22 protein-coding genes are annotated in these 25,120 nt (G+C 64.2%); 13 read left to right on the top strand and 9 right to left on the bottom strand.

Annotated elements, in window-relative coordinates; genetic code table 11:
* Positions 1 to 67 precede the first annotated feature (67 nt).
* From NKJ18_RS18140 to NKJ18_RS18125, 4 genes are read left to right on the top strand one after another with little or no spacing between them, the layout of a single operon-like run.
* Positions 68 to 1,393, top strand: a complete 1,326-nt coding sequence (locus NKJ18_RS18140) for an alanine racemase (protein WP_023686803.1) — start codon at positions 68 to 70, stop codon at positions 1,391 to 1,393.
* A gap of 38 nt (positions 1,394 to 1,431) precedes the next feature.
* Positions 1,432 to 1,776 carry a RidA family protein gene (locus NKJ18_RS18135; RefSeq protein ID WP_023686804.1) on the top strand — a complete coding sequence of 115 codons (345 nt, stop codon included), beginning with the start codon at positions 1,432 to 1,434 and terminating at the stop codon, positions 1,774 to 1,776.
* Between the two features lie 2 nt (positions 1,777 to 1,778).
* Positions 1,779 to 2,789: a succinylglutamate desuccinylase/aspartoacylase family protein gene (locus NKJ18_RS18130; protein ID WP_023686805.1), complete on the top strand. Its 1,011-nt coding sequence runs from the start codon at positions 1,779 to 1,781 to the stop codon at positions 2,787 to 2,789.
* Between the two features lie 21 nt (positions 2,790 to 2,810).
* Positions 2,811 to 3,992, top strand: a complete 1,182-nt coding sequence (locus tag NKJ18_RS18125) for a hypothetical protein (protein WP_023807587.1) — start codon at positions 2,811 to 2,813, stop codon at positions 3,990 to 3,992.
* 75 nt (positions 3,993 to 4,067) lie between these two features.
* On the opposite strand, the gene NKJ18_RS18120 is transcribed toward NKJ18_RS18125, so the two are convergent.
* From NKJ18_RS18120 to NKJ18_RS18110, 3 genes are read right to left on the bottom strand one after another with little or no spacing between them, the layout of a single operon-like run.
* The gene (locus NKJ18_RS18120) at positions 4,068 to 4,919 is read right to left on the bottom strand and encodes a TIGR01459 family HAD-type hydrolase (RefSeq protein WP_023701283.1); all 852 of its coding nucleotides are present in this window, start codon (positions 4,917 to 4,919) and stop codon (positions 4,068 to 4,070) included.
* Complete coding sequence (locus NKJ18_RS18115; RefSeq protein ID WP_031199271.1) at positions 4,916 to 6,205, bottom strand: FGGY-family carbohydrate kinase; 1,290 nt, start codon at positions 6,203 to 6,205, stop codon at positions 4,916 to 4,918. The genes NKJ18_RS18120 and NKJ18_RS18115 overlap by 4 nt, the downstream gene beginning before the upstream one ends.
* Positions 6,189 to 7,232 carry a class II aldolase/adducin family protein gene (locus tag NKJ18_RS18110; RefSeq protein WP_023670571.1) on the bottom strand — a complete coding sequence of 348 codons (1,044 nt, stop codon included), beginning with the start codon at positions 7,230 to 7,232 and terminating at the stop codon, positions 6,189 to 6,191. Before NKJ18_RS18110 ends, NKJ18_RS18115 begins: the two co-directional genes overlap by 17 nt.
* Before the next feature lie 192 nt (positions 7,233 to 7,424).
* Here NKJ18_RS18110 and NKJ18_RS18105 point away from each other — a divergent pair, with 192 nt between their 5' ends.
* The 7 genes from NKJ18_RS18105 (at position 7,425) to NKJ18_RS18075 (ending at position 14,952) form a co-directional block, all read left to right on the top strand.
* The gene (locus NKJ18_RS18105; RefSeq protein WP_023701285.1) at positions 7,425 to 8,207 is read left to right on the top strand and encodes a DeoR/GlpR family DNA-binding transcription regulator; all 783 of its coding nucleotides are present in this window, start codon (positions 7,425 to 7,427) and stop codon (positions 8,205 to 8,207) included.
* Complete coding sequence (locus NKJ18_RS18100) at positions 8,204 to 9,583, top strand: FGGY-family carbohydrate kinase (RefSeq protein WP_023701286.1); 1,380 nt, start codon at positions 8,204 to 8,206, stop codon at positions 9,581 to 9,583. Before NKJ18_RS18105 ends, NKJ18_RS18100 begins: the two co-directional genes overlap by 4 nt.
* 44 nt (positions 9,584 to 9,627) lie before the next feature.
* Complete coding sequence (locus tag NKJ18_RS18095) at positions 9,628 to 11,124, top strand: sugar ABC transporter ATP-binding protein (RefSeq protein ID WP_050588083.1); 1,497 nt, start codon at positions 9,628 to 9,630, stop codon at positions 11,122 to 11,124.
* A complete protein-coding gene (locus tag NKJ18_RS18090) occupies positions 11,121 to 12,113 on the top strand; it encodes an ABC transporter permease subunit (protein ID WP_023715631.1) in 993 nt (330 codons plus the stop codon). Before NKJ18_RS18095 ends, NKJ18_RS18090 begins: the two co-directional genes overlap by 4 nt.
* A gap of 76 nt (positions 12,114 to 12,189) precedes the next feature.
* Complete coding sequence (locus NKJ18_RS18085) at positions 12,190 to 13,128, top strand: ABC transporter substrate-binding protein (protein ID WP_023670567.1); 939 nt, start codon at positions 12,190 to 12,192, stop codon at positions 13,126 to 13,128.
* A 66-nt stretch (positions 13,129 to 13,194) separates the two neighbouring features.
* Complete coding sequence (locus tag NKJ18_RS18080) at positions 13,195 to 14,088, top strand: sugar phosphate isomerase/epimerase family protein (protein ID WP_023681847.1); 894 nt, start codon at positions 13,195 to 13,197, stop codon at positions 14,086 to 14,088.
* A gap of 621 nt (positions 14,089 to 14,709) precedes the next feature.
* Positions 14,710 to 14,952 (top strand): DUF768 domain-containing protein, encoded by a 243-nt coding sequence (locus NKJ18_RS18075; RefSeq protein WP_023670565.1) that lies wholly within the window; start codon positions 14,710 to 14,712, stop codon positions 14,950 to 14,952.
* Positions 14,953 to 14,985: 33 nt separating this feature from the next.
* Here NKJ18_RS18075 and NKJ18_RS18070 read toward each other — a convergent pair whose 3' ends face one another.
* Together NKJ18_RS18070 and xseA are read right to left on the bottom strand one after the other, a co-directional pair.
* A complete protein-coding gene (locus NKJ18_RS18070) occupies positions 14,986 to 16,104 on the bottom strand; it encodes a DmpA family aminopeptidase (protein ID WP_023715632.1) in 1,119 nt (372 codons plus the stop codon).
* A gap of 8 nt (positions 16,105 to 16,112) precedes the next feature.
* Entirely contained in the window at positions 16,113 to 17,786 is a 1,674-nt protein-coding gene (xseA, locus tag NKJ18_RS18065) for an exodeoxyribonuclease VII large subunit (protein ID WP_023715633.1), read from the bottom strand.
* Positions 17,787 to 17,877: 91 nt separating this feature from the next.
* Between xseA and NKJ18_RS18060 the strand changes: the two genes are divergently transcribed.
* Entirely contained in the window at positions 17,878 to 20,076 is a 2,199-nt protein-coding gene (locus NKJ18_RS18060) for a bifunctional diguanylate cyclase/phosphodiesterase (protein ID WP_352759065.1), read from the top strand.
* Positions 20,077 to 20,082: 6 nt separating this feature from the next.
* On the opposite strand, the gene NKJ18_RS18055 is transcribed toward NKJ18_RS18060, so the two are convergent.
* Entirely contained in the window at positions 20,083 to 21,039 is a 957-nt protein-coding gene (locus NKJ18_RS18055; RefSeq protein ID WP_352759064.1) for a LysR substrate-binding domain-containing protein, read from the bottom strand.
* A 178-nt stretch (positions 21,040 to 21,217) separates the two neighbouring features.
* Between NKJ18_RS18055 and NKJ18_RS18050 the strand changes: the two genes are divergently transcribed.
* On the top strand, positions 21,218 to 21,508 hold the full coding sequence (locus NKJ18_RS18050) for a DUF1127 domain-containing protein (protein ID WP_023692355.1): 291 nt from the start codon (positions 21,218 to 21,220) through the stop codon (positions 21,506 to 21,508).
* 232 nt (positions 21,509 to 21,740) lie between these two features.
* Here NKJ18_RS18050 and NKJ18_RS18045 read toward each other — a convergent pair whose 3' ends face one another.
* From NKJ18_RS18045 to NKJ18_RS18035, 3 genes are all read right to left on the bottom strand, one after another.
* A complete protein-coding gene (locus NKJ18_RS18045) occupies positions 21,741 to 22,802 on the bottom strand; it encodes a DUF937 domain-containing protein (protein ID WP_352759061.1) in 1,062 nt (353 codons plus the stop codon).
* Between the two features lie 90 nt (positions 22,803 to 22,892).
* The gene (locus NKJ18_RS18040) at positions 22,893 to 24,266 is read right to left on the bottom strand and encodes a glutamate--cysteine ligase (protein WP_023670558.1); all 1,374 of its coding nucleotides are present in this window, start codon (positions 24,264 to 24,266) and stop codon (positions 22,893 to 22,895) included.
* Between the two features lie 114 nt (positions 24,267 to 24,380).
* The gene (locus tag NKJ18_RS18035; RefSeq protein ID WP_023715634.1) at positions 24,381 to 25,115 is read right to left on the bottom strand and encodes a 16S rRNA (uracil(1498)-N(3))-methyltransferase; all 735 of its coding nucleotides are present in this window, start codon (positions 25,113 to 25,115) and stop codon (positions 24,381 to 24,383) included.
* Between the last annotated feature and the right edge of the window lie 5 nt (positions 25,116 to 25,120).

The raw sequence follows: 25,120 nt of genomic DNA, 5'->3' as shown, positions 1-25,120 counted from the left end.
CTCTCTCAGGCTGTGACCGGCGATCGATCCTGGCTTCGTTCTGCGACGGTAAAAGGGTTAGCATCGCATGACTGAAAACTCACCGGTTCCAGCCCTTTCGGTGCGCGAAAATTTTCGGCTCGACGACCGCATCCGCGGCGTGCCTCCCGGCACAACCGGGCTGGACAGCAGCCTTGTCGCGGCCGAGCACTGGCATCCGGCCGATGGACGCATGGCGCTTCCGGTGCTGACCCTCGACGAGGCGGCCTTCTCCGCCAATCGCGACCTGTTCCTGCGCTATGCGCGCGAACACAATGTTGCGATCGCTCCGCATGCCAAGACGCCGATGGCGCCCGATCTTACCCGGTCGCTGGTCGAGGCCGGCGCATGGGGCACGACGGTCGCCGACATCAGGCAAGCGACAGTGATGCTGAAGGCCGGCTTGACACGGCTGATCATCGCCAATGAGGTTGGAGGAGCCGGCGGCGCCAACCGGCTGGCCGTGCTTGCTGGTGCCTGGCCGGATGCCGAGCTCTATGTCTTTGCCGACTCGGTCGACGCCGTGAACGCGCTTGCCGAGGCTTGGCGCGCCAATGCGGCGCTGCCGCCGCTGCGCGTGCTGGTCGAACTTGGTGCGGGCAGGGCGGGCGCCCGCACCACCGCGCAAGCCGAGGCCATCGCCGATGCGATCACGGCTGCCGGCGGGCGGCTGCTGATCGCCGGCGTTGCGACCTATGAAGGGGCGGCGGCGCAACCCGAGCCCGGTCGCACCGATGAGGTGATATCCGGCCTGCTGGCAATGACCGCCGACATGTTCCTGCGGCTGCGTGCCCGCGTCGGCGGCGACGCACCGCTGATCGTCACAGCCGGCGGCTCCGCCTTCTTCGACCAGGTGGTCGCGGCGCTTGCACCCCTCGTTTCCAGCGACGGCAACGCAACGCTGGTGCTGCGCAGCGGCGCCATCTTCTTCCACGACCACGGCACCTATGACCGTTCGCTCGGCGCCCTCGATGCCCGCAAAGGTTTTGCCATAGGCGGCATCAGCGCTTCGGCGCGGCATTCCTTTCGCCCTGCGCTACGCCTTTGGGCCGAAGTGCTGTCGCGTCCGGAGCCGGGCCTTGTCATCTGCGGCATGGGCATGCGCGACGTGTCGTTCGACCAGGGCTTTCCAACGCCGCTCACCGTCTTTCGTGCCTGCAAGCCGCTGCCGATGCCGGCGGCGCGCGCCGAGGTGGTCAAGCTCAACGACCAGCATTCCTTCCTGTCGATTGCACCGAGCGACGACGTGGCCGTCGGCGACGTCGTCGAATTCGGCATCTCGCATCCCTGCACCTGCCTCGACCGTTATCGCGTGATCTTCGGCGTCGACGCGACCGGCCACGTCCGCCACGCTTTCCCCACCTGGTTCGGCTGACCAGATCCCCCAAAAAGAGAACCTCGAAAGGATCCGATATGATCAAGTATTTTCAGTCCGGCTCGCGCATGTCGCAGGCAGTCGTCTATGGCGGCCTCGTTCACATAGCCGGCCAGGTGGCCAACGATCGCAAGGCCGGCATCGAAGGCCAGACCAGCGACGTGCTTGCCAAAGTCGAGGCGCTGCTGGTCGAGGTCGGCAGCAGCAAGTCGAAGTTGGTGGCGGTCAACATCTTCCTGCCGCAGATCGGTGATTTCGAGGCCATGAACAGCATCTACGATGCCTGGATCGATCCTGCCCGCCTGCCGGCGCGGGCCTGCGTCGAGGCGCGGCTTGCCGACCCTGATCTGCGCATCGAAATCACCGCGGTCGCGGCGGTCTGACCATGCACACCGGCCTCGCCCACACGCTCGATTTCGACCGCGACGGCAAGACGCTCAGCCATCTAAGCATTCCGTTCTCGATCGATCGCTCGCCCTACTTTCAGGTCAAGGTGCCGATCTGCCTCATCCGCAATGGCGACGGCCCGTCACTGCTTTTGATGGCCGGCAATCACGGCGACGAATATGAGGGCGAGCTGTCGCTGGCAAAACTGGCGCGCCGGCTCGATCCGAAGCGGATCAAGGGCCGCATCACCATCATGCCGATGGCCAACGCCCCTGCGGTGATGGCCGCCAAGCGCTGCTCGCCGCTCGACGGCGGCAATCTCAACCGGGCGTTTCCCGGCGATCCCTCGGGAACGCCGACAAGCCGGCTCGCCAATTTCCTTGAGACGGAGCTGTTTCCTCGTCACGACGTCGTCTTCGATATCCATTCGGGCGGCACGTCGATGGAGCATCTGCCGACCGCGCTGGTCGAACGCAACGCCGATCCCGAGCGCCACCGGCGTGGCGTCGAGCTGATGCGCACGCTCGGCATGCCCTACGGCTTTATCGCTGACAACGGCCAGGCCTCGCCAACCTCGATGGGCGCAGCGCGCCGCGCCGGCGCCGTCGGCGTCAGCGGCGAGTTCGGCGGCGGTGGCACCGCAACGGTCGATTCGATGGCGATCACGGCCCGCGCGCTCGACCGTCTGATGATAGCAATGGGTGTGGTCGACGCGCCGGTTCTTGGCGCGGGCGAAAAGCCTTCGGCGCCGACAAGGCTGCTGTCCCTGTCCAGGCACAGCCAGGGCCTCTATGCCACCCGCCGCGGCTGGTTCGAGCCCGCCGCTAGGCTCGGCGACAGTGTCACTTCAGGACAATTGGCCGGCTGGTACCACGATCTCGAGCGGCTCGATGTTGCCGAGGAGGCCCTGCATTTCGCCGAAAGCGGCTTGGTGCTGTCGCGCCGGCTGCACACGATGTGTGAGGCGGGCGACTGCCTAATGCAGGTCGCAGAGCCGGTCGACGGCTGAGCCAAAGGCAGAGGATATTCCATGCAGCAACTGTCCATGTGGACCTATCCCTGGGACATCCAGGATCTCGGCCTGGAGACGGTCGAACGTGATCTTGTCGAGCGCGCCGGGCTCAACATGATCAGCCTGGCGACATCCTATCATGCCGGGCGCTTCCTGCAGCCGCGCAGCCCGCGCCGCAAGGCCTATTTCCCTGAGGACGGCACCATCTATTTCAAGCCGACCGCTGCGCGCTGGGGAAGTCTAGCCATCCAGCCCAAGGTGGCTGACGTGATCACTGAGGGCGGCGACGTGCTCGGTCAGCTCATCCGCCGTCGCGACGCGGGCGGACTAGGAGTTTCGTGCTGGACGGTCTGCCTGCACAACACCCGCCTGGGCATGCTGCATCCGCAGGCCGTCACCCGCAACGCCTTCGGCGATGCCAACTACTACAATCTCTGCCCCTCCCATCCCGATGCGCGCGCCTATGTCCGCGCGCTGATCGCCGACATCTCGCACAGCTACCGGCCGGACCGGATAGAACTTGAAAGCCCGTCCTTCATGGGCTTTGCCCATGAATACCATCACGAGAAGGACGGTGTCGGGCTGACGCCGGAAGACGATTTTCTTTTGTCTCTGTGCTTCTGTCCGTCCTGCGTCGCCCGTGCGGCAAAAGCCGGCATCGATGCCGAGGCGGCGCGCAAGCTCACCAGGCAATGGATCGTCGAGACCTGCGAGCGTGCGATGCCTGAGCGGCGCTTTCCCGATTTTCCCGCCTGCGGCATCGACGCCTTTGCCCCCTGGCCGGAGCTCCATGCCTATCTCTTGTGGCGATTCGAGCCAGTGACCAGCCTGGTCGCCGAACTGCGCGAGGTAGCCGATCCCACGACGCGGGTCGTTATTATCGATCTGAAAGACGGCTGGCTTGGCGGTTGCGATCTGGCAGCGCTGGGCAAGGTCTGCGACGGGGCGATCCTGTGCGCCTACGACATGCAGGCCGGCGATGTCGCCAGCCTGATGGCGGCCGGCCGTGCGGCACTGGGCGCGGACAAATTCCTCGGCGCCGGCTACCGGCTGTTCTATCCGGAAATGGCCCGCCCCGACATTCTTGCGGCCAAGGTGAAGCCAGCGCTGGCGCCCGGTGTCGACGGCATCAATTTCTACAATTACGGCCTCATTCCAGCCGCGCGGCTCGACTGGATCCGCGCTGTTCGGCAGCCTTGAGCCAGCCGGCCAATGCTCGCCGGCCACGAGGCGTTGAGGCCGGATTCGGGCGCGAGCGCTGCGGGGTGAATCAAATCAGCGAAACCTGAAGCCATCCATGGTGTAATCCGGGTATGCGTCCATCGTGTCGAACAGGTCGAACAGGTCAGGTGTGTCCGCCAATATTCCTGACAGAACCAGCACCGTGGCCACGCCGGCAGCAAGTCCGCCAGCGATGTCGTGTTCGACACTGTCGCCGACGCAGACCACAGTGCCGCGGTCTGGATTGCCTGCCAGCGCTAGTGCGGCGCCGAATATAGTGGGGTAAGGCTTGCCGATACGCGTGACGCTACCACCGAGGTCCTCGTAGAGATCCGCCAGCCGGCCGGCACCGAAGCGCGGCCCCACTGCCGTCAGCATGATCTTGTCAGGGTTGGTGCAGAAGCATGGCACCTGCCGCACCGCAGCCGGCGCAAGAAGTCGGCGATAGTGCTCAAGATCATAGCGGTCGCCCTCGCTGGCCGAAATCAGCACCAGCCCGGCATCGTCACCGTCCTTGGTCAATGCGAACGGCAGACCTTCGATCGCCGAGCGGTCATCGTCGCGGCTTATCAACAGGCATTTCGTGTTTGGCAGTAGCTTTCCGGATACCGCCATGTCGTGGAAGAACTCCCACGCGACCTCGCCGGAAGAAACAAAATGGTCCCAGCTTCCCGGTTCGAAGCCGAGCTTTAGCAGCCGGCTCTCGTTAGGCCCCGCCCGCTTGCCGGAGTTCGAGATCAGCACAATGGTCTTGCCGGCGCGCTTCAGCGCCGACAGTGCTTCCACTGCCCCTGGATAGGGGCTGGCGCCGTCATGCAGCACGCCGAACTGATCGAGCAGGAAAAAATCATAGCGCTCGGCCAGCTGGTTGACGCCGTTGAGGTGTTCGACTGTTTTCGCGCTCATAGAAGCCCCGCCGCGCTTGCGCCCATCAGCGCCAGCCGCGCTGTGCCGGCGGCGGCTTCGTCCGAAAGCGCCGGCAGGAAATCAACACCAAGTCTGCGCTGCCGGATCGCCGTCCAGGCGGCATTCGCCGCACCGCCGCCGACGCTTCTGACCGACGTCAGCTGCGGAGCGCCGAGCTCGGCGAGCCTGTCATAGCCGAGCGCCTCGATCGCGGCGATACCCTCCAACATGGCTTTCAGATAGTCGGCGTCCTCCACCGGTCGCGGCACAAGACGCGGCGGCAGTGCCGGATCGGCGATCGGAAAGCGTTCGCCTGCAGTGGCAAGAGGATAGTAGTCGAGGCCGGTCTCGGTCATCGGGTCGATCGCCATGCTCAGCTCGACGATGCGCGCCAGAGGGAAATGCTGTGTCAGCACCTTGCCGCCGGAGTTCGATGCGCCGCCCGCCAGCCAGACATCTCCAAGCCGATGGCTGTAGATGCCGAAGCGTGGCGCCGAGATAGGCCGGTCGGACAGGATCTTGACGGTCAACGACGACCCCAGCGCGGTGACGCCGTCGCCCATTGCCGCGGCACCTGTCGCCAGGAACGAGGCGCAGCCATCGGTCGTTCCGGCGACGACGGCGATTTCGCGCGGTAAGCCGAACATATCCGCGGCATCCGCGGTGAGTTTGCCGACGACATCGCCCGGCCTGGCGATACCGGGCAGCAACTCCATGCGCATTTCGGTGGCCGCAATCCAGTCCGGCCAGCAGCGGGCCGTGATGTCGTAACCGGTTTTCAAGGCATTGTTCTCGTCGCTGACATCGAAGCGACCGGAGAATTGTCCCGCGATCCAGTCCGCCTGATGCAGCACCGCGGCAACACCGGGCGTGCGCTGGAACCAGAGCGCCTTGGCGAGACCGGACGTCGCCCCAAGTGCGGCACTGGTCGCTGGGGCTTCGCGAGCGATCGCGACCAGAATGGCGTTGTCGGCGACCGTATCGTTGTACATCAGCGGCTCGGCCAGCGGCCGCCCGGCGCCGTCGACCGGCAGCAACGTACCTGAAGTGCCGTCAACAGCGATCGACCGGACCGCTGTTCGGTCGATGCCCGAAAGCAGTTCCGCCAGCGCTGCGCCGACCGCTGACCACCACACTGCAGGGTCGCGGGCATTCCGGCCAAACAACTCGAGCGAAACGGCGGAACGCGCGGCAATGGAAAAATCCGGACGCATGGCGACCGCGCGCGCGCCGGACGTGCCGATGTCGATGCCTATGGCAAGCGGCGTGTCAGCGGCTGGCGGCATTGAGTTTCTGGCGATACTTCTCGGCGTCCCAGTTGACCAGTTCATCGTTCTCGGCGGCGGTGAGGTAGTTCAGCCGCGCTGCAATGTCGATGCGTGCCGTCACGTCGGCAAGGCAGCGTTGCATGGCGTCGGCGCCCGCACTGGCATCGCCGCGCATCAGCACGCCCAGCCCGGGAAACAGGATCGCCACGGGGTTTGTACCGCACCGCTCGATGACGCGCGGCACATCCTCACCGGGCTTTGCCACCACCGACCCCCGACCCAGAAAGATGACGTGATCGGGGTAGAGGCTGCCCCCGGACGCCATGCGGCGGCTTTCGGGATCGATGGCGACCGCGTGCGCCTCGATTTCCGCCGGCAGCCTGTAACCGGTTTTCCCGGCCAGCGCCGCCAATCCCGCAACATCCGGTTCCGCCACTTGGCGCGCCGGCCGCGCCAGAAGCAGCGTGACGCGGCGCAGCAGCACTTCGGCCTCGGCGACGGTATCGGCCGCAACGACCAGCCCGTGATTGGCAAGGATCAGCACGTCGACCCCAGCCTGAAGCCGCTCGGCAATACCCTGGGCAAGCGGCAGGCCTGGCCGGAAATAAGGAACATACGCCCATTTGAGACCATCAAGGCGTCTGGCGGCTTCCACCTCGCAATTGGCCTGTACCGCCAGCGAAATGGTTTCGACGCAATGGACATGCAGGACGACGCGCTGCGGCATCAGCGCGTGAACGGTGGTTTCAATCGAAGGGCGCAGGCGCCGGGCGTTGAGCGTCTCGATGGCGAAGATCTGCGGCTGGTCGGCGGCGCTGTCGCGCTGTTCGACAGCCCTGAGCAGCGGCGCCATCGCCACCGGGACCATGATGTCTTCGGAGAGCGCATCCTTCAGCCATGTGCCGGAAGCCTTGATCCACAGCGTGTCGCCGGCTTTCAGCGAGGTGTTGCCGCCGGCGGCCTGGGTCAGATTTGGATTGCGCCCGATGCTGGCCGAAAGCGCCCGCAAAGCAGCCATTTCCTGCGCATCCGCATAGCTCGCCATGGCGCATTTCCTCTATCAGCTCCGTCAGCCTCGCAGCTTCGGATACCCGTCGTGGGATGTTGATGTGTATCGCAGATGCGAGCGACTTACGTCAATAGTGATCTAATGTCATCAAAGGTTCTTGCAATCGGAAAGATGTTGAGTAAGTTACGTCAAATGCCGTGGCAAAAACGGCTCCTGGGAGGAAAACGATTGAGCGACTCCGGCCGCCAGCGTCAGATCGTCGAGTTGCTGCGGGATCGCCCCTTCGCGTCGGTGCGCGAACTGCAGGAGCAGCTCGGCGTGTCGGCGGCGACGGTGCGGCGCGACATCGACAAGATCGACGAGGCCGGTGAAGCACGGAAGGTCTATGGTGGCATCTCGGCGCTCGACGGCGCTTCACAGGCGGGTGTTGCCTATGCCAGGCCCTATGACGAGAACCGCGACCTCGCGGTCGAGGCCAAGCGGCAGATCGCCGCTCTCGCGGCCACGATGGTGCGCGACGGCGATGCGGTCATCGTGCATGGCGGTTCGACCTGCTTCCACCTTGGGGTCAAGCTGGCTGAGCGCAGCATCCGTCTCTATACCAATTCGATGCCGCTCGCGGCCTATCTGAGCGACCACGGCCATTGCAGCCTGACCGTTGCCGGCGGCGATCTGCATCGTGAGCCGGGCATCATCCATTCACCGACCCAGGCGGAGCCGTTCTACGCATCGAAGTTCTTTCTCGGCGCGCAAGGCCTTGGCCAGGAGGGCGTGCTGGAATCGCACCCGCTGCTGGTCCGCTCCATCGCCGATCTCAGCCTGTGTGCCGACCAGATCGTGGTGCTGGCCGACAGCCGCAAACTGTCGATCCACGCCCGTAACATCGCGCTGCCCTTGTCGCGCATCGGCACGCTGGTGACCGATGACGGCCTGTCCGACGTCGACGCGCGCATGCTGGAAGACGCGGGCGTCATGGTGCGCATCGCTTCGGCTTCGGGAGCCATCCAGTGAAGATGGCCGTCCTCGATTTCGGCAAGACCAATTCGAAGCTGTTCGTCTTCGCTCAGGACGGGCGCATCGTCGACGAGCGCCGGACCCGGCCGAACTGGATGCGCAAAGATGGCTTCAGCGTGCTTGATGAGGCAGCACTTCACAGTTGGGCGGTTCGCGCCGTAAGCGAGGCCTCCGACGTCCATGGCGTACAGGGCGTGATGGTGTCGGGCCATGGCTGCACCTTTGCCCTGGTCGACGAGGCGGCGCTGACGCATCCGATACTCGATTATGAGCAAGAGCCGCCGGCTGATATTGCCGCGCAAATTGATCGCCTCGTTCCGGATTTCACCGAGACCTTCTCGCCGCGATTGCCGCTCGGCTTCAACTACGGTCGCCACATGCTGTGGCTACAGGCGGTGCAACCCGGTGCATTCACGGCCGCGAAATCGATCCTCGGCTATCCACAATACTGGAGCTGGCGGTTTGGCGGCCGGGCGGTCTCGGAAGTGTCCTATCTCGGCTGCCACTCGCATTTATGGGCGCCGCGCAAGCGCGACTTCAGTTCGCTGGTCGATATTGAGGGCTGGCGCGACCGGATGCCCGCTTTCGAGCGGGCGGGCTCGGTTGTCGGCGAGCAACGCCTCGGCGACACGAAGCGGCGGATCGCCATCCACAATGGTGTCCATGACAGCAATGCCGCGCTCCATGCCTATCGCCGGCAGGAGCTTGGCCCGGTCACCGTCGTCTCGACCGGCACCTGGGTCGTCGTGCTTAATCCGGATTGCCTGCTCGACGCGCTCGATGGCCAGCGCGACATGCTGGTCAATGTCGATATCGACGGCGGCCCTGTGCCGACCATCCGCTTCATGGGCGGGCGCGAATTCGCCACGATCAGCGACGGCTGGCAAGGCGCGATCGCGCCGGCGGCAGTGCAGCGGGTGATCAACGCCGGCAGCATGGCGCTGCCGAGCTTCGCGCCGGGCGGACCAATGCCCGGCCGCGCCGGCAAATTGGTCGGCCGCATGCCAAGCGCCGAGGAACGCGCAGCCGTGGCGCTGCTCTACGTCGCGCTGATGGTCGACCTCTGCCTCGACCAGATCCATTCGGACAACACCGTGATCGTCGATGGCGGACTGAACGCTGGCGGCCTGCTCGCCGGGCTAGTGGCGCAACTGCGTCCCAGCCAGGCCTTCCTGCAAGGGGCCACACTGGAGGGCAGCGCCACCGGGGCGGCGGCGCTGGCCTTCGAGACCGTCGGCCGCGAATTTGCCGCGGAAGTGCCGGAGCCCGTGCGTGCCGCAAGCTTCACCGGACTTGCCCGATATCGCGACACATGGCGTGGCCTCATCGGCGAGCAGGGCATCCCCCGCGCGGCAGCGGGAGGCGCACGGTGATTGTCGCTGCTCAGGCCGAAGTCACGCGCCAGCCAGTGCTGGAAATGCGGCACATCTCGAAGACGTTCGGGCCAGTCCGCGCCTTGCAGGACGTGTCGCTGACCGTCCATGCCGGCGAAGTCCATGCGCTGATGGGTGAAAACGGTGCTGGCAAGTCGACTTTGATGAAGGTGCTGTCCGGCGCCTATCGGCCTGATGCCGGCGGCGAGATACTGATCGACGGCGTGCCGGTCGCCACCGGCGACCCGATCAAGGCGCGGGCTCACGGCATTGCGGTTATCTATCAGGAACTGTCGCTGGCGCCCAACCTGACGGTCGCGCAGAACATCTTCCTCGGCAATGAGCCGAGGCGTTTCGGCATCGTCGACCGCGACCAATGCTACCGGCGCAGCAATGAGATCATCAAGCGTCTCGGCGTGTCCTTCTCCGCACGGGCTCAGGTTTCCAGCCTGTCGCTCGGCGAGCGTCAGCTGGTCGAAATCGCCCGCGCGCTTTCGACCAGCGCGCGCATCATCGTCATGGACGAGCCAACCACCTCGCTGACCTCGCGCGAGACCGACCGTCTCTTCGAGGTCATCGCGACGCTGAAGTCGCAAGGCATCGCCATCATCTACATCAGCCACCGCATGGAAGAGGTCTACCAGTTGGCCGACCGTGTCAGCGTGCTGCGCGACAGCGGCTATGTCGGCACACTCGAGCGTGCCGAGCTGAACGCCTCGCGCCTCGTCTCGATGATGGTTGGCCGCGACCTGTCCGCTTTTTACAGGAAGGATCATCGCCCGCCGGACAACAAGCGCGCGGTCGCCTTGTCGGTGCGCGGCATGGCGGACGGCAATCTCCTGAAGAACTGCTCCTTCGAACTGTACAAGGGCGAGGTGCTGGCTCTGGCTGGCCTTGTCGGCTCGGGCCGCACCGAACTCGCGCGACTGATCTTCGGTGCCGACAGACGCATCGCCGGCACGCTGGAACTCGACGGCAAGCCAGTAACCATCGGCTCGCCAAGCGAGGCACTGAATGCCGGCATCGCCTATCTCACCGAAGACCGCAAGGAACTCGGCCTGTTTCTCGACATGTCGATATCCGACAACATCAGCATGGGCGTGCTGGCCAGGGATGCGCGGCCCGGCGGCTTGCGCGATTTCAAAGCCGCCGAGAGACGTGCTGCCACGGCCGTTTCGGATCTCTCCATCCGCACCAGGTCGGTACAGGCTAATGCGGGTTCGCTGTCGGGCGGCAACCAGCAGAAAGTGTTGCTTGCCCGCCTGCTCGAGACCGAGCCGCAAGTGGTCATCCTGGATGAACCGACGCGCGGCGTCGATGTCGGAGCGAAGTCGGAAATCTACCGGCTGATCGACAATCTCGCCAAAAAGGGCATCGCCATCCTGATGATCTCCAGCGAACTGCCGGAGGTGATCGGCGTTGCCGACCGCGTGCTGGTAATGCGCGACGGCACGATTGCCGGCGAGGTTACGGCGTCCAAAGACCAGCCGCTGCGCCAGGAAGCAATTATGGAACTTGCAACGGGAGCGGCCAAGGGATGACCGACAAGGCGACCGAGATCAGTGGCCAGGCTGTCGGCAGGAGCCGGCGGTTGCGCACCGCCTTCGCCGCCCTTGGTATGCTGCCGATCCTGATCCTGCTGGCGGTCGGCTTTCAGTTGATGAACGCGCGCTTCTTCACCCAGACCAATTTGCTGATCGTCATGCAGCAATCGTCGATCAACATTGTGCTGGCAGCGGGCATGACCTTCGTCATCCTGACCGGCGGGATCGACCTGTCCGTCGGCTCGATACTTGCCGCCTCGGCGATGGTGGCGGTGATGGTGTCGCTGGTGCCTGATTGGGGACTGCTGGGCGTGCCGGCGGCCATTCTCGTCGGCCTCGGCTTCGGCGTCATCAACGGGCTGCTGATCGCCTATATCAGACTGCCGCCCTTCATCGTCACGCTGGGGTCGCTGACCGCTGTGCGCGGCGTCGCCCGCCTGCTCGGCCAGGACACCACGGTGTTCAACTCGGACCTGCCGTTCGACTTCATCGGCAACGGTACGCTGTTCGGCGTTCCCTGGCTGGTCATCATCGCCTTGTCGGTCGTGGTGCTGTCCTGGCTGGTGCTCAAGCGCACCGTGCTCGGCACCTGGATCTATGCCGTCGGCGGCAATGCCGAAGCGGCGCGGCTGACCGGCATCAAGGTGCCGCTGGTGCTGCTCTTTGTCTATGGCGTTTCCGGCCTGCTGGCCGGCCTTGGCGGCGCCATGTCAGCGGCCCGGCTCTATGCGGCCAACGGGCTGCAGCTTGGGCAGTCTTACGAACTCGACGCCATTGCCGCGGTCATTCTCGGCGGCACCAGCTTCGTCGGCGGCGTCGGCTCGATCTGGGGTACGCTGATCGGTGGCCTGATCATAGCGGTGCTATCCAACGGGCTCATCTTGGCCGGTGTCTCGGACATCTGGCAGTACATCATCAAGGGATTGGTCATCATCGTGGCAGTCGCCCTCGACCGCTACAGGCTCCAGGCAGGAGCGAGAACGTGATTGACCTTGGTCGCCGGCGTAAACGACCGGTTTGTGTAACGCACCGTGAGAGGCGCGGGGCAATTGGAGGAAAGCAATGAAGACCATCGCTAAACTGCTCTGCGGCGTCGCACTCGCGGCCGCCGCCATCGCGCCCGCATCGGCCAAGGACCTCAACAAGGTCGGCATCTCGGTCGGCCTGCTCGGCAACCCCTTCTTCGTCGCCACCATCAAGGGCATCGAGGACGCGGCCAAGAAGATCAACCCGAAGGTCGAGGTAACCTCAGTGTCGGCCGACTACGACCTCAACAAGCAGGTCTCTCAGGTCGATTCCTTCATCGCCGCCGGGGTCGACGTGATCATGCTCAATGCGGTCGATGCCAAGGCGATCGGCCCGGCGGTGAAGAAGGCGCAAGCAGCGGGCATCGTCGTTGCCGCCTTCGACGTCTCGGCGCCAGGCGCCGACGTCACCGTCATGACCAACAACGTCAAGGCCGGCGAAGAGGCCTGCCAGTATCTGGTCGACCACACCGGCGGCAAGGGCGACTACGTTATCCTCAACGGCCCCGCGTCGTCGTCGATCCTGGAGCGGGTGAAGGGCTGCAAGGACGTCCTTGCAAAACACCCCGACATCAAGATCCTCTCCGACGATCAGAATGCCGAAGGCTCGCGCGACGGCGGCCTGAAGGTCTTCCAGTCGCTGCTCACCCGCTTCGACAAGATCGATGCGGTGTTTGCCATCAACGATCCGACGGCGATCGGCGCCCAGCTTGCGGCCAAGCAGCTCAATCGCTCGGAGTTCATCTTCACCGCAGTGGATGGCGCTCCCGATATCGAGAAGGAACTCGCTTCCGGCACCTCGATGATCAAGGCCTCGGCTTCGCAGGATCCCTACGTGATGGCTGGCCAGTCGCTGACGATGGCGGCTGAGCTGCTTGCCGGCAAGAAGCCGGCGGAGCCGACCGTGCTGCTCGACCCGAAGCTGATCACGGCCGAGAACCTGAAAGACTACAAGGGCTGGACCGCAGCCCGCTAAGCCTCCCAAGGCCGATGCGGCCGGGGCAACCCGGCCGCATCTCAATTCCAGAAACGGGAGACGATCATGTCGCGCATCGGTATTCATTCCTTCGTCTGGTCGGCGAGCTCGGCGCAAGGCGACCTCGAACGCACGCTGGCCAACACCAGAGAGGCCGGCTTCGACCTGATCGAGTTCTCCTATCTTGACCCGGCCAATGTCGACGTTGGCGGGTTGGCCAGGCGCATCGCCGACCTCAAGCTCGGCGTCGCGATCAGCATCGGCCTGCCGGCCGACGGCGACATTTCGAGTGCCGACAAGGCGGTTGCCGCGCGCGGCGTCGAGATCCTCAACGAGACGATCGCGCTCACCCGCGATCTCGGCGGCCAGAAGATTGGCGGCATCCTCAGCACCAGCCACGGCTTGCAGACGCAGGCGCCGACGCGCGATCAGTGGAACCGCAGCGCGGGGACACTTGCGAAGGTTGCGGAGACGGCCAAGGCCGCCGGCGTCACGCTCAATCTGGAGATCGTCAACCGCTTCGAAAGCAATCTGCTCAACACCGCTTCACAAGGCCTGGCCTTCATCGCGGACACCGGCTCCGACAACATCTTCCTGCATCTCGATACCTTCCACATGAACATCGAGGAGGCCGATGTCGGACTGGCTATCCGCCATGCCGCTGACAAGATCGGCTATGTCCATATCGGCGAGAGCCATCGCGGTTTCCTCGGCACCGGCAATATCGACTTTGCCGCCATCTTCGATGCGCTGACCGCAATCGGCTATAGGGACGACCTCAGCTTTGAATCCTTCTCGTCGAAGATCGTCGACGAGAACCTCTCACGGAAGACCGCGATCTGGCGCAATCTGTGGGCCGACAATATGGAACTGGCCCGGCATGCGCGCGCCTTCATCTCAATCGGGCTGGAGACGGCGCAGCGCAAGGCAGAGCTTGTCGCATCGAGACATCGTCCTTAGCAGGAGCGCGCTGCCAAAGCGCCAATGTTGTCGTTCATCCGGCCCGCGCGTTACGTGCAAGGAATCGACGTCGGAGGCGCTGAGTGTGGCGGAGGCAGTCGAGCGGGGTGACGCTGACGAGAGCTTTCTGATTTTGGCTCACGAAACGCAATAAAATCAACATCTTCATACGCCCTCCGGGGCCATCCGATCTCCATACTGGACGGGGATGACGTTTGACACAGCGCGGCGGAAGGAAGCAGGATGGCTGATAGAGTCGACATCGCATAATGATGTCACTATATAGCGGCGGCTTCGACCGTGTAGCTGTGGCTGTGTACCACGAAGCAGCAGAAAATGTGTTACGCGTTGTGATCCCTATTGTGATACAAATCGGCCGTCGACAGCAGGAAAAGATCGTAAGAACAACAGCATAGAGCCGAAGCCGATCCCGGCCAACGTACCACTCTATCAAACAATCAGAACGTGCTCATTGAACCCTTCCCTTCATTCGGCTCTTCGGACCTCCGACAAGATCAACTTGCCGGGCGAAGCCGACTCGGTTCGAATGGCAGCATGCATCCTTTACCGGGTGCGGACGTTTACGGTTACCAACCGGCATAGCCGCCAGGGAAAAGCAGTATGAGTGAACATGCGATCGAGTTCTTGCGCGGATGGATCGGTGAAAAGGTCCACTGCCAGCACTCGCCGGTAAAGATCGAGAAGCAGGCCGAGACCCTCGCCAAGGAGTGCGCGGCCAAGGCCGCTGAGGTCGGCATTCCGCTGGAAGATATCCAGGAAGAAGTCGGCGACATCCAGGAACTGATCGCATCGCGGCTCGAAGAGGCGGCCGAGGCCGACCAGAGCAACGCGGCCAAGCCGTGACGCAACAGGCCTGGCGCCGCCAGGCCTTGTCCTCTATCCAAATCGATCTTTCAGCCAGGCCTTCGGCAGCGCCGGCACGAAATTGCCGTCGCGTCCGCTCATATCCTCATTGGCGACCATTGCATTGAGAATCGCCTCCTCTACGCCTTGCGCCACCGCATCGAAGAACGGATCGATATCGACGTCCGGGATGTAAGCGACGTTTGCGGTTCGTCCCGATGGTGCAAGTGCTGCTTGCGGATTGGCGGTGGTGAAGGCCAGAAAAATGTCGCCCGAACTGTGGTAGCCGAAGCCGCCTGTCATGGCGATGCCGAGCGGCACGCGCTTTGCCAGCCGCTTCATCTGGTGCGGCAGAAATGGCGCATCGGTGGCGACGATGGCGATGATCGAGCCCTTTTCGGCACGCGGCGTGCCTTCGCGCATCGCCGGCTCTACCAGATCAGGCCCGACGCGGGCGCCGCGCAGTGTGAAATTGCGCCGCTTGCCGAAATTCGCCTGCACGAATACGCCGACCGTATGCCTGATGCCCTGCCACTCGACGATGCGCGATGCCGTGCCCGAGCCGGCCTTGAAGCCAAAGGCAATCATGCCGGTGCCGCCGCCGACACTGCCTTCCTCGATCGCTCCACCGGCGGCACCGTCGAGCGCGGCTTCGACATCTTCGAAGCCGACGTGATGACCGTTGATGTCGTTGAGGAAACCATCATAGGTCTCCGCCGCAACCGGCAGGCCCCAGCCGCTGTCGAGCGCCGGCGGCAGCACGCGTTGCATCCAACGCAGCGTGCCGTCGCGGGTAACGCCGCAGGAATGCGTGTTGGTGATCGTGACCGGCAGGTTGAAGGCGCCGACTTCCTCGATAATGTGCGACCCCGTCAACTCGCCATTGCCGTTCTGGCTGAAGACACCGGCAAACACCGGCGTGGCGAGCTCAGCCAACGGCCGCGGCAGGATGGCGGTGACGCCGGTGCGCACCGGCCCCGTGCCAACCTCGAGCAGACCCTCGCCGGAAATCAGCGTCGCATAGCCGACCGATACGCCGGGCACATCGGTGATGGCGTTGAAGCCGCCCGGCGTGCCCTCGAAGGCAATGCCGAAAGCACGGGCGCGCGGCTTGCCCGCCGGCGTTTGAAGATGCGGGTCATGTCCGGTCATGCGGTCCTCTAAAAAAGCGAGCCCTGATTGCCCGGTTCTTTCGGTTTGCTGGCCGCCGGCTTTGCGGCGGGTTTGCTGGCGGGCGGCGTGGCCGCTGGTTTGGCAACGGCCTGCACCCGCTCGGCGTCGCCGGTCGCGACCGCATTTACGATGCCGTCGGCGAACTCCAGCTGCAGGCCAGCGCCCGGCGTCACATCAACTGCCAGTTTGATCACCGCGCCGTCGGCATCCTTGACCAGCGCGAAGCCGCGGGCCAGCACAGCCTTGTGCGACAGCGTTGCCATCAGCCTCTCGGATTGGACAATGCGGCCGCGCAGTCGCTCCAGCCTGAGCAGTACCGCTTGCGTGCCGCGTCTCGTCAAAGCTGTCAGCAGATCCCTCTGCACGGTTTGCCGCCGTGCCGTTGGCTCGATCGTAATGCGGCCTTGCAGCAAAGCCAGTTGCTGCCTGTGCCGTTGCAGGGATGCTTTTGCGCATTTTGGCAGTTGATCCGCTGCGCGATTGAGTTCCGCGCGCCGGGCTCTCGCCAATGCGCGCAGCGCCCCCTGGGCGCGCAAAAGGTTGCGGTCGTTGGTTCGTCGCGCCTCGGCAATCCGCCGCGACAGCGTTGCCGGAGTGAGCTTCACGGCGAAGAACCGAGCTCGCTTTCTTTCGGTGGAGACCATCAGCCCCCGGCTAAGCCGGCTGGCCGCCTCGTCCAGCCGCCGTCGCGGCAGCGCCAGCAACTGGTCGGGTGAGGGCAGTGCCCGGGCCGCCGCACGCGAGGCCTGCCGCTTGCGTTCGAAATTGCGCAAGGTGGCTGCTTTGAGACGTGCGCCAAGACTGGCTAGTGTCGCTTCGAGGTCCGCTTTCACCGGCACCGCGATCTCCGCCGCACCTGTCGGCGTCGGTGCGCGCATGTCGGCGACGAGGTCGATCAAGGTCCAGTCGGTCTCGTGCCCGACGGCCGAAATCACCGGAATGCGCGAGGCGGCGACGGCGCGCGCCAGCCCTTCATCGTTGAACCCCCAGAGGTCCTCGAGGCTGCCGCCGCCGCGCGCCACGATCAGAAGGTCGGGCTGGGCAATCGCGCCATCCCAGGCCAGCGCGTTGAAGCCGTTGACGGCGGCCGTCACTTCCGCCCCCGCCGTCTCGCCCTGGACTCTTACCGGCCAGACCAGCACATGCAGAGGAAAGCGGTCCTTGATGCGATGGATGATGTCACGGATCACCGATCCGGTCGGCGAGGTGACGACGCCGATGGTGCGCGGCATGAACGGCAGCCGCCGCTTGCGGCCGGCATCGAAAAGTCCTTCGGCCTGCAGTCGCCGCTTGCGCTCTTCCAAAAGCGCCATCAGCGCCCCGGCGCCGGCGGGTTCTAGATTGTCGATGACGATCTGGTAGTTGGATTTGCCGGGATAGGTGGTGAGTTTGCCGGTGGCGATCACCTCCATCCCCTCTTCGGGACGGAATTTCAGCCGGCTCATCGTGCCTTTCCAGACCACGGCATCGAGCCGCGCGCGGTCGTCCTTCAGGGTGAAATAGGCATGGCCGGAAGAGTGCGGCCCGCGATAGCCGGAAATTTCGCCGCGCACCCGCACATGGCCGAAGACATCCTCGACCGTGCGCTTCAGCGCGCCGGAAATCTCGCTCACCGTGTATTCGGTGGCATTGGTTCGTGATTCGGATTCTGCGTCGCTCATCGGCCGATTGAGCGGCTGTTGTCGCTCCGCGTCAAGATTCCATAACTTGATCTTAAGCCTGGCCTGATTGACTCTGGGCCAAGGAGGACGCATGAGCGCCCGCAAACAACGCAGCCCGTTGACGTTCCAGGTCACCCTGACGGTGCTGACGCTTGCCGTTTTTGCACTGGCCATCGTTGTCGGCTTCGGCCTTTACGCCACCATGCAGGCCGACCGGGTCTCGCTCGAGCGGGAGAAGGTTTTCCTTGCCAACGGCCTGCAGGACCAGATCGCCGCGGTAAAGCGCGAGCAGGAAAGCGTCGCCGTCTGGGATGATTCCGTTATAAACGCCAAGGCCGGCAACCAGACCTGGATGGCCGAGAATTTCAGCGTCTGGATGTACTCGTATTACGGCCACAACCGGGTCTATGTGCTGGACAACGCCAACCGGCCGGTCCACGCCATGCGCGAAGGCAAGGTCGTGTCGCCTGCCGTCTTTGGCGAGGACGAACCCGCTTTGCGGCCGACCATCGCCAGGTTGCGCCAGATGATGAGCAAGGACGCAAGCCAGGCCGGCGCAAAATTCGTTGCCGACGATCTGGTCTCGCTTGGCGGTCAGCCTGCCATACTCAGCGTCATGCCTCTGGTGCCGAGTTCGGATCGCGTCACCCAGGCATCCGGCAGCGAATATCTGCATGTCTCCATAGAGTTCATCAACGACGCGGTGATCGGCAAGATCGCGCAGAAATATCTGCTGGCGGGGGCGCATCTCCTGCCGATGGCTCAGCCGCTTGGCTCGGCTGCCATTCCGCTTATCGACAAACAGGGTGTCATCCTCGGCTATATTGCCTGGGACCAGGAACGGCCCGGCCTGACGCTGGTGGGCAAGGCCAGCCCGGCCCTGGCTCTGGCCGCGCTGCTCGCGGCGAGCGTGCTGGCCTTTCTGCTCCGGCGTCTGCGCCGAGCATCATCGGCGCTGCAGACCAGCCAGGCCCAGGCGCAATATCTCGCCTTTCACGACACGCTCACCGGCCTGCCCAACCGGGCACTGTTCGAGGACAGGCTGCGGCGTGCCTTGCTTACCTCCGGCAATGAAAGCAAGGTGGCGCTGCTTTATCTCGATCTCGATCGCTTCAAGCATGTCAACGACACGCTTGGTCACCCGGCAGGCGACGAACTCGTGCGCCAGACGGCGGCCAGGCTTCAGCATACGGTTCGCGACGTGGACACGGTGGCAAGGCTGGGTGGCGACGAATTCGCGGTGATTCTGATCGATGTCCGCGACGTCAGGAACGCAGAGGATATTTCGGAGAGGGTGCTGCAGAAACTGCAGGAGCCGTTCAAGCTGATGGACGATCAGGTCTTTATCAGCGCCAGCATCGGCATAGCCTTGTCGACAGGCTCTGATGCCGATGCAGACGATCTGCTGCGCAAGGCCGACATCGCGCTCTACGAAGCCAAGAAGAACGGCCGTGGCCGCTACCAGGTCTTCGCCGGCGACATGGACGACCTTTTGCTGCGCAAGCGCAAGGTCGAGAGCGAGCTGCGCAGCGCGCTGAACGGCGGCACCGGTATCAAGCTCGCCTACCAGCCGGTCTTTGCCAGCGACGGCAAGACCATTGTCGGCGCCGAGGCGCTGATCCGCTGGGCGCATGAGGTCCATGGCGCATTGCCGGCAGCGCAGTTCATCGCCATCGCCGAGGAACGCGGCATGATCGGGCAGCTCGGCGCATGGGCCCTGCTGGAAGCCTGCCGCTTCGCCGTGAAGACCAAACTGCCGTGGCTCGCCGTCAATGTCTCGCCGCTGCAATTGCGCGACGCCGGCTTTGCCGAAGAGGTTGCCTCGATCCTCGCCGAAACGGGACTGGCGCCGAAGCGCCTGCAGCTCGAGATCACCGAAAACGTTCTCCTGGAAAACAACGACACCACCAGAGCGGCTCTGGCAGCCTTGCGCCAGTCGGGCGTCGGCATTGTGCTCGACGATTTCGGCACCGGCTATTCGTCGCTGAGCTATCTGCGCCGCCATGCCATCGACAAGCTCAAGATCGACCGCTCCTTCGTGCGGCTTCTCGACGGCGACGGCAATTCGGGCGCCATCGTCAAGGCGCTGATCGATCTCGCCGGCGCGCTCAAGGTCGAGGTCACCGCCGAGGGCGTAGAGACCGAGGTGCAAAAGGCGCTGCTGGTCGCCATGGGCTGCCAGCAGCTGCAGGGCTACCTCTTGTCGCCGCCGCTGGAGCCGGCGCAATTGGTGGCGCTGCCCGGCCTGTCGTCGGCCAACGCAACGACGGAGGCGGCAGCGTCGGCCTGATCGTTCCTACCAGCCAGGCAGGATCTGGTTCGGCTTGCTCCGCTTCATCTTGGCGAAGGCGAGCGAGGCGAAATCGAAGCTTCCCGTTTCTTCGCCGAGCGGCACGGAAATATTGTCGAGGCTTTCCGAGATGTGCCGGGCCAGCGCGTCGACGATTTCGGGCCGCGAGGTCTGGCCGCGCATGATGCCGATGCGGCAGTCGGGCAGCGCGCCAAAACCGTCGGCTTCGCCCAGCACTCGCATGCCGGGCCGCAGCGCGCATTCCGGCAGCACCGAGATCGCCAGCCCCGACAGCACCGCGGCGGTGATGACGGTCGCCGAGAAGCTGGTGAAGAGGATGCGATAGTCGCGGCTTTGCCGGTCGAGCACATCGACGGCGGCGCGCCGCCAGATGCAGTTCGGCCGGCCGAAGGCCATCGGCAGCACTTCCTGTTCGTGCGTGGCATGGTTGGCCGAGGTCACCCATAGCAGCGGCTCGCGCCGCACCACTTCCGACTGGCCGCGCGTATCCTTGTGCGTCACCAGCGCAAGATCGAGATTGCCGCGCTTGATATGCTCGACCAAGCCTGGCGTAGGCTCGCAGATGACGGTCAGTTCGACGCGCGGGTTTGACCGTGTGAAGCGTGCCATGATTTCGGGCAGGAACCGGTCGGCATAGTCGTCGGGGGTGCCGATGCGGATGGTGCCTTCGAGCCGCTGGTCATCGAAGGCGGCCAGCGTTTCGCGGTTGAGATAGAGCAGGCGGCGCGCGTAGGAGAGCAGCTTGTCGCCTTCCTCGGTCAGCCTGTTGGTGCGGCCGTCCTTTTCGAACAGCGGCTTGCCGATCCGCTCTTCCAGCCGGCGCATCTGCATCGACACCGCCGATTGCGTGCGCAGCACTTCCTCGGCCGCGCGGGTGAAGCTGCCGGTATCGGCAATCGAGATGAAGGTCTGCAACTGGTCGAGATCGAGTGGCGCTTTCATCGGTCCAATCCATCACTAGCGTTGATGCTAAAGATTAGAAACATTCGTTGGATTAATCAATCGGTGCGTGGCAAATTCACATTGTCCACATGAAAGCATGTGAATCGAGACCGGAACGGCCGCTGTCCCCAGCGCCGATCGCCTGGTCTTGTCCAGTTCGAGTCTGAAGGAGACCGACATGACCACGTTTGATTTCGCCACCGAGACCTCGCGCATCACCTCGCGTCCGGCCGTTGCGACGCGCGTGGCCAACACTCTTCTCAATGCCTACCAGGCCTGGAAAAATCGCCGCGCCTTCTATCGCCTTGGCGAGATGTCGGACGCCGAACTCGCCGATATCGGCCTGACGCGCTCGGACCTCCATGTCGCCATCGATGTGCCGTTCGGCGCCGATCCGACCGTGAAGCTGCGTGCGATTGCGAGCGATCGTGCCGATACGATCGAAGATCTCGCCCGCCAGATAGCGTGATGTCGGGCGCATTGTTTCGGTTGCCGTGAACCTTTCTCAGGCTCGCTGCGACCAACGAGTATAGCAGGCTCCCCACTCCCTGCCGGTTCCCCGCCGGCCAGCCTGCACACTGGCCCGGTCCTCCTCCAGGACCGGGCTTTTCTTTTAAAGCTCCGTCGTCATCCTGCGGTCTGCGCCGCTCGCTTCGTTCCTTGCTCCGAAGCCGCGAAGGTCAGCGCCCAACTACCGCCAACTACCGCCGGTCCATGTCCCGCTTGAACTGGTCGAAGATCGTTTCCACGCCCTTCTGATAGTCGTCGCGCTGCTGGGCGCCGGTCTCGAACATCTTGCCGAAAATATCGTCGAACGGATTGCGTGGCCTGCCGCTCGGATTGGCCTGCGGTTGCGGCGCCTCGCGCTCCTGCGGTGCCTGTCGCGGCTGGGGTGCTTGCGGCTGCTGCGGCGCCGGCTGCCCACCGGGCAGGCCGAAGCCGCCACCACCGCCTTGCCGCATCATCTCTTCAAAAATCTTGCCCAGCGGGTTGTCGCCGTAAGGGCTCTGCGTCTGTTGCGGCTGTGTTGGCTGCTGCGGCCGGCCCTGCGGTTGCTGTGCCGCGCCACCGCCGAACATGTCCTGCAGCACCTTGCCCAGCGGATTGTCGCCATAGGGGTTGGGCGCCTGTTGCGGCTGGCTTTGCGGCTGTTGCGCGCCGCCGCCGAACATGTCCTGCAGCACTTTGCCCAGCGGGTTCTCACCGTAAGGATTGGGTGCTGGCTGCGGCGCAGGCTGTGCCCCGCCGCCCGCCTGCCGCATCATCTGTTCGATGATCTCGCCGAGCGGATTGCTGCCGCCGCCGAAGCCACCGGCGGCCTGCATCTGACCCCCGGTCAACTGGTCTGTCGTCTGCTTGAACAATCCGCCCATCACCATCGAAGCGATGGCCGGCAGCATCTGCTGCAAGATCTGCTGGCTGACGCCGGTCGCCTGCGCGGCCTGGCTGGCCACCGCGCGCGACAGCTCCTTCGAGCCGAACAGATGACCCAGAATGCCATTGCCCTCATTGACGCCTTGCGGTGAGAAAGCCCTGGTCGCGTCCTCGAAATATTTGGCGTGCTGGCCGCTCGCCATCGCCGTCATGAAGGCGCCTAGCCCATAGGGATCGGCGGTGTTGCGTTGCAGCCCTTGCGAGAAGGCCGGCAGCAGAGCGGCGACAGCCGCCTGCGTCTGCTGCATGGAAAGCCCGTACTGCTGGGCAAGCGCCTGCATGCCGTTGCCGTTCTGCGCCTGCGCCAATATGTCGAACAAGGTAGGCATCGGTTTCTCCTCCGGGAAATCCTCGAGGGAGAACCTAGTTCGTTTCGATGTTCGATTGAAGCGGCTTTTGCCGCTGCTCGAGGCGCGACGCTAATACGCATATTCCATGAACACCGGCTCGATCGAGCCGCCCCAGCGCGTGTGGTAGGCCGACAGCATTTCCTCGGCACTGGTGGTACCGCGCGCCACGACTTCGTCCAGCGTGTTGAGGAACGAGGTCTCGTCATAGCCGTCGCGGTTTTTCCTGCCGCGATTTTTGAGCCCAAGGCGCGAAATGGTCATTACATCGCGGCCGATCTCACGCAGCGTCGTGTTGCGGAACGGCGCGGAAATGCCTTGTTCCGGCACCGCATTGCGCATCGCCAGCGTTTCTTCATAGGTCCAGCTCGAAGTCAGCGCCTCGGCGGCGTCGAGCGCGGCCTCGTCATAGAGCAGCCCGACCCAGAAGGCCGGCAGCGCGCAGATGCGGCGCCACGGCCCGCCATCGGCGCCGCGCATTTCGAGGAAGCGCTTCAGCCTGACGTCAGGGAACAGCGTTGACAGATGGTTCGCCCAGTCGCCCATGGTCGGCAGTCCGTCCGGTACTTCATTGCGGGCAACGCCGGCCATGAACTGGCGGAAGGTGATGTGCGTCATGTCGTGATAGTGGCCGTCGCGGATGACGAAATACATCGGCACGTCGAGCGCCCATTCGACATAGTCGGCAAAGCCGAACTCGGGCGAGAAGCAGAATTCGAGCAGGCCCGAGCGTTGGTTGTCGGTGTCGCGCCAGATGTCGCCGCGCCAGCTCTGCAGCCCGTTCGGCCGGCTGTCGGTGAAGGGCGAGTTGGCAAACAGCGCCGTCGACAGTGGCTGCAGCTTCAGCGACACCTGCATCTTGCGGCGCATGTCGGCTTCGCTTTCGAAGTCGAGGTTCACCTGGATGGTGCAGGTGCGATACATCATGTCGAGACCCTTGGTGCCGACCTTGGGCATGTAGCGGGTCATGATTTCGTAGCGCGATTTCGGCATTTTCGGCGTCTCGGCCAGCGACCATTTCGGGCTGCCGCCGAGGCCGAGAAAGCGGATGCCCATCGGCTCGGCGATCTCGCGTACCTGCGCCAGATGCGCATTGCCCTCGCGACAGGTCTGGTGGATCGTTTCCAGCGGCGCGCCCGACAGCTCGAACTGGCCGCCCGGCTCCAGCGAGATCGCGCCCTGTCCGGTCGGCTCGACCAGGCCGATGATGCGGCCGTCATCGATGATCGGGTCCCAGCCGAGCTTTTGCTGCATGCCTTCGAGGATGGCGCGGATGCCGCGCTCGCCGCCATAGGGCACCGGCGCGTTGCCGTCGACATAGAAGGGGAACTTCTCGTGCTCGGTCCCGATGCGCCACTTGTCGCGCGGCTTGTTGCCTTCGGCCAGATGCTCGACCAGTTCGTCGATGCCTTCGATTGGCCGGAAATCGGTTGTGTCGCGCGCCATGGGGCCCCCTCTGCGGCTCTCGGAGCCCGCCGGCGCTAAATGGACGAAATGTCAGCAGCCGATCAAGCGAAAAATCCTGAGCCACAGGTCAACAGGAATTGATCTTTACGCCTCTTACCAGTCTCCGACCGTCGCCTGCATCACCGCAAGCGCCGCTACAGCTGCTGTGTCAGCGCGCAGGATGCGCGGTCCGAGCGGGATGGCAGTGACGAAGGGGAGCGCCCGCAGCATCTTGCGTTCGTCATCGGAAAAGCCGCCTTCCGGCCCGACCAGCAGCGCCAGCTTCCTCTCAGGTATTGCCTGCAATGCCGGCAGCGGGTTGTTGGTCGAGGCATCCTCGTCGCAGAAGATAAGCCGGCGTTCCTTGTCCCAGCCGGAGAGCAGGCGCTCGAATTTCTCGGCCTCGCGCACTTCCGGCACCGCCAGTATGCCGCATTGCTCGGCCGCCTCGACGACATTGGCGCGCAGCCGGTCGATGGAGGGTTTTGCCACTTGCGTGTGCTGGGTGATCACCGGCTGCAGGATGCCGGCGCCCATCTCGACCGCCTTCTGCACGAGATAGTCGAGCCGGCCCTGTTTCAGTGGCGCGAAGCAATAGATCAGGTCAGGCAGGGGCGGTTGCGGTCTCTGCGAGGCCAGCACCTTCAGCCGCACCGCCCTTTTCGACCTGGTGGCAATCGCCGCCGACCACTCGCCGTCGCGGCCGTTGAAGACCAGGATCTCGGCGCCTTCGCCGAGCCGCAGCACATGCGTGAGATAATGGCTCTGCTGCTGGCCGGCATCGAATTCGATGCCGGCCGCGAGGTCGTCCGGCACGAACAGCCGCTGCATCTTGTAATTGGCGCGCATCGCCG

The organism is Mesorhizobium sp. M0217 (genome assembly GCF_040321955.1).
Lineage (GTDB): Bacteria > Pseudomonadota > Alphaproteobacteria > Rhizobiales > Rhizobiaceae > Mesorhizobium.
Note: the sequence above shows the minus strand (reverse complement) of the source record. Positions and strands in the feature narration are given on the sequence as shown.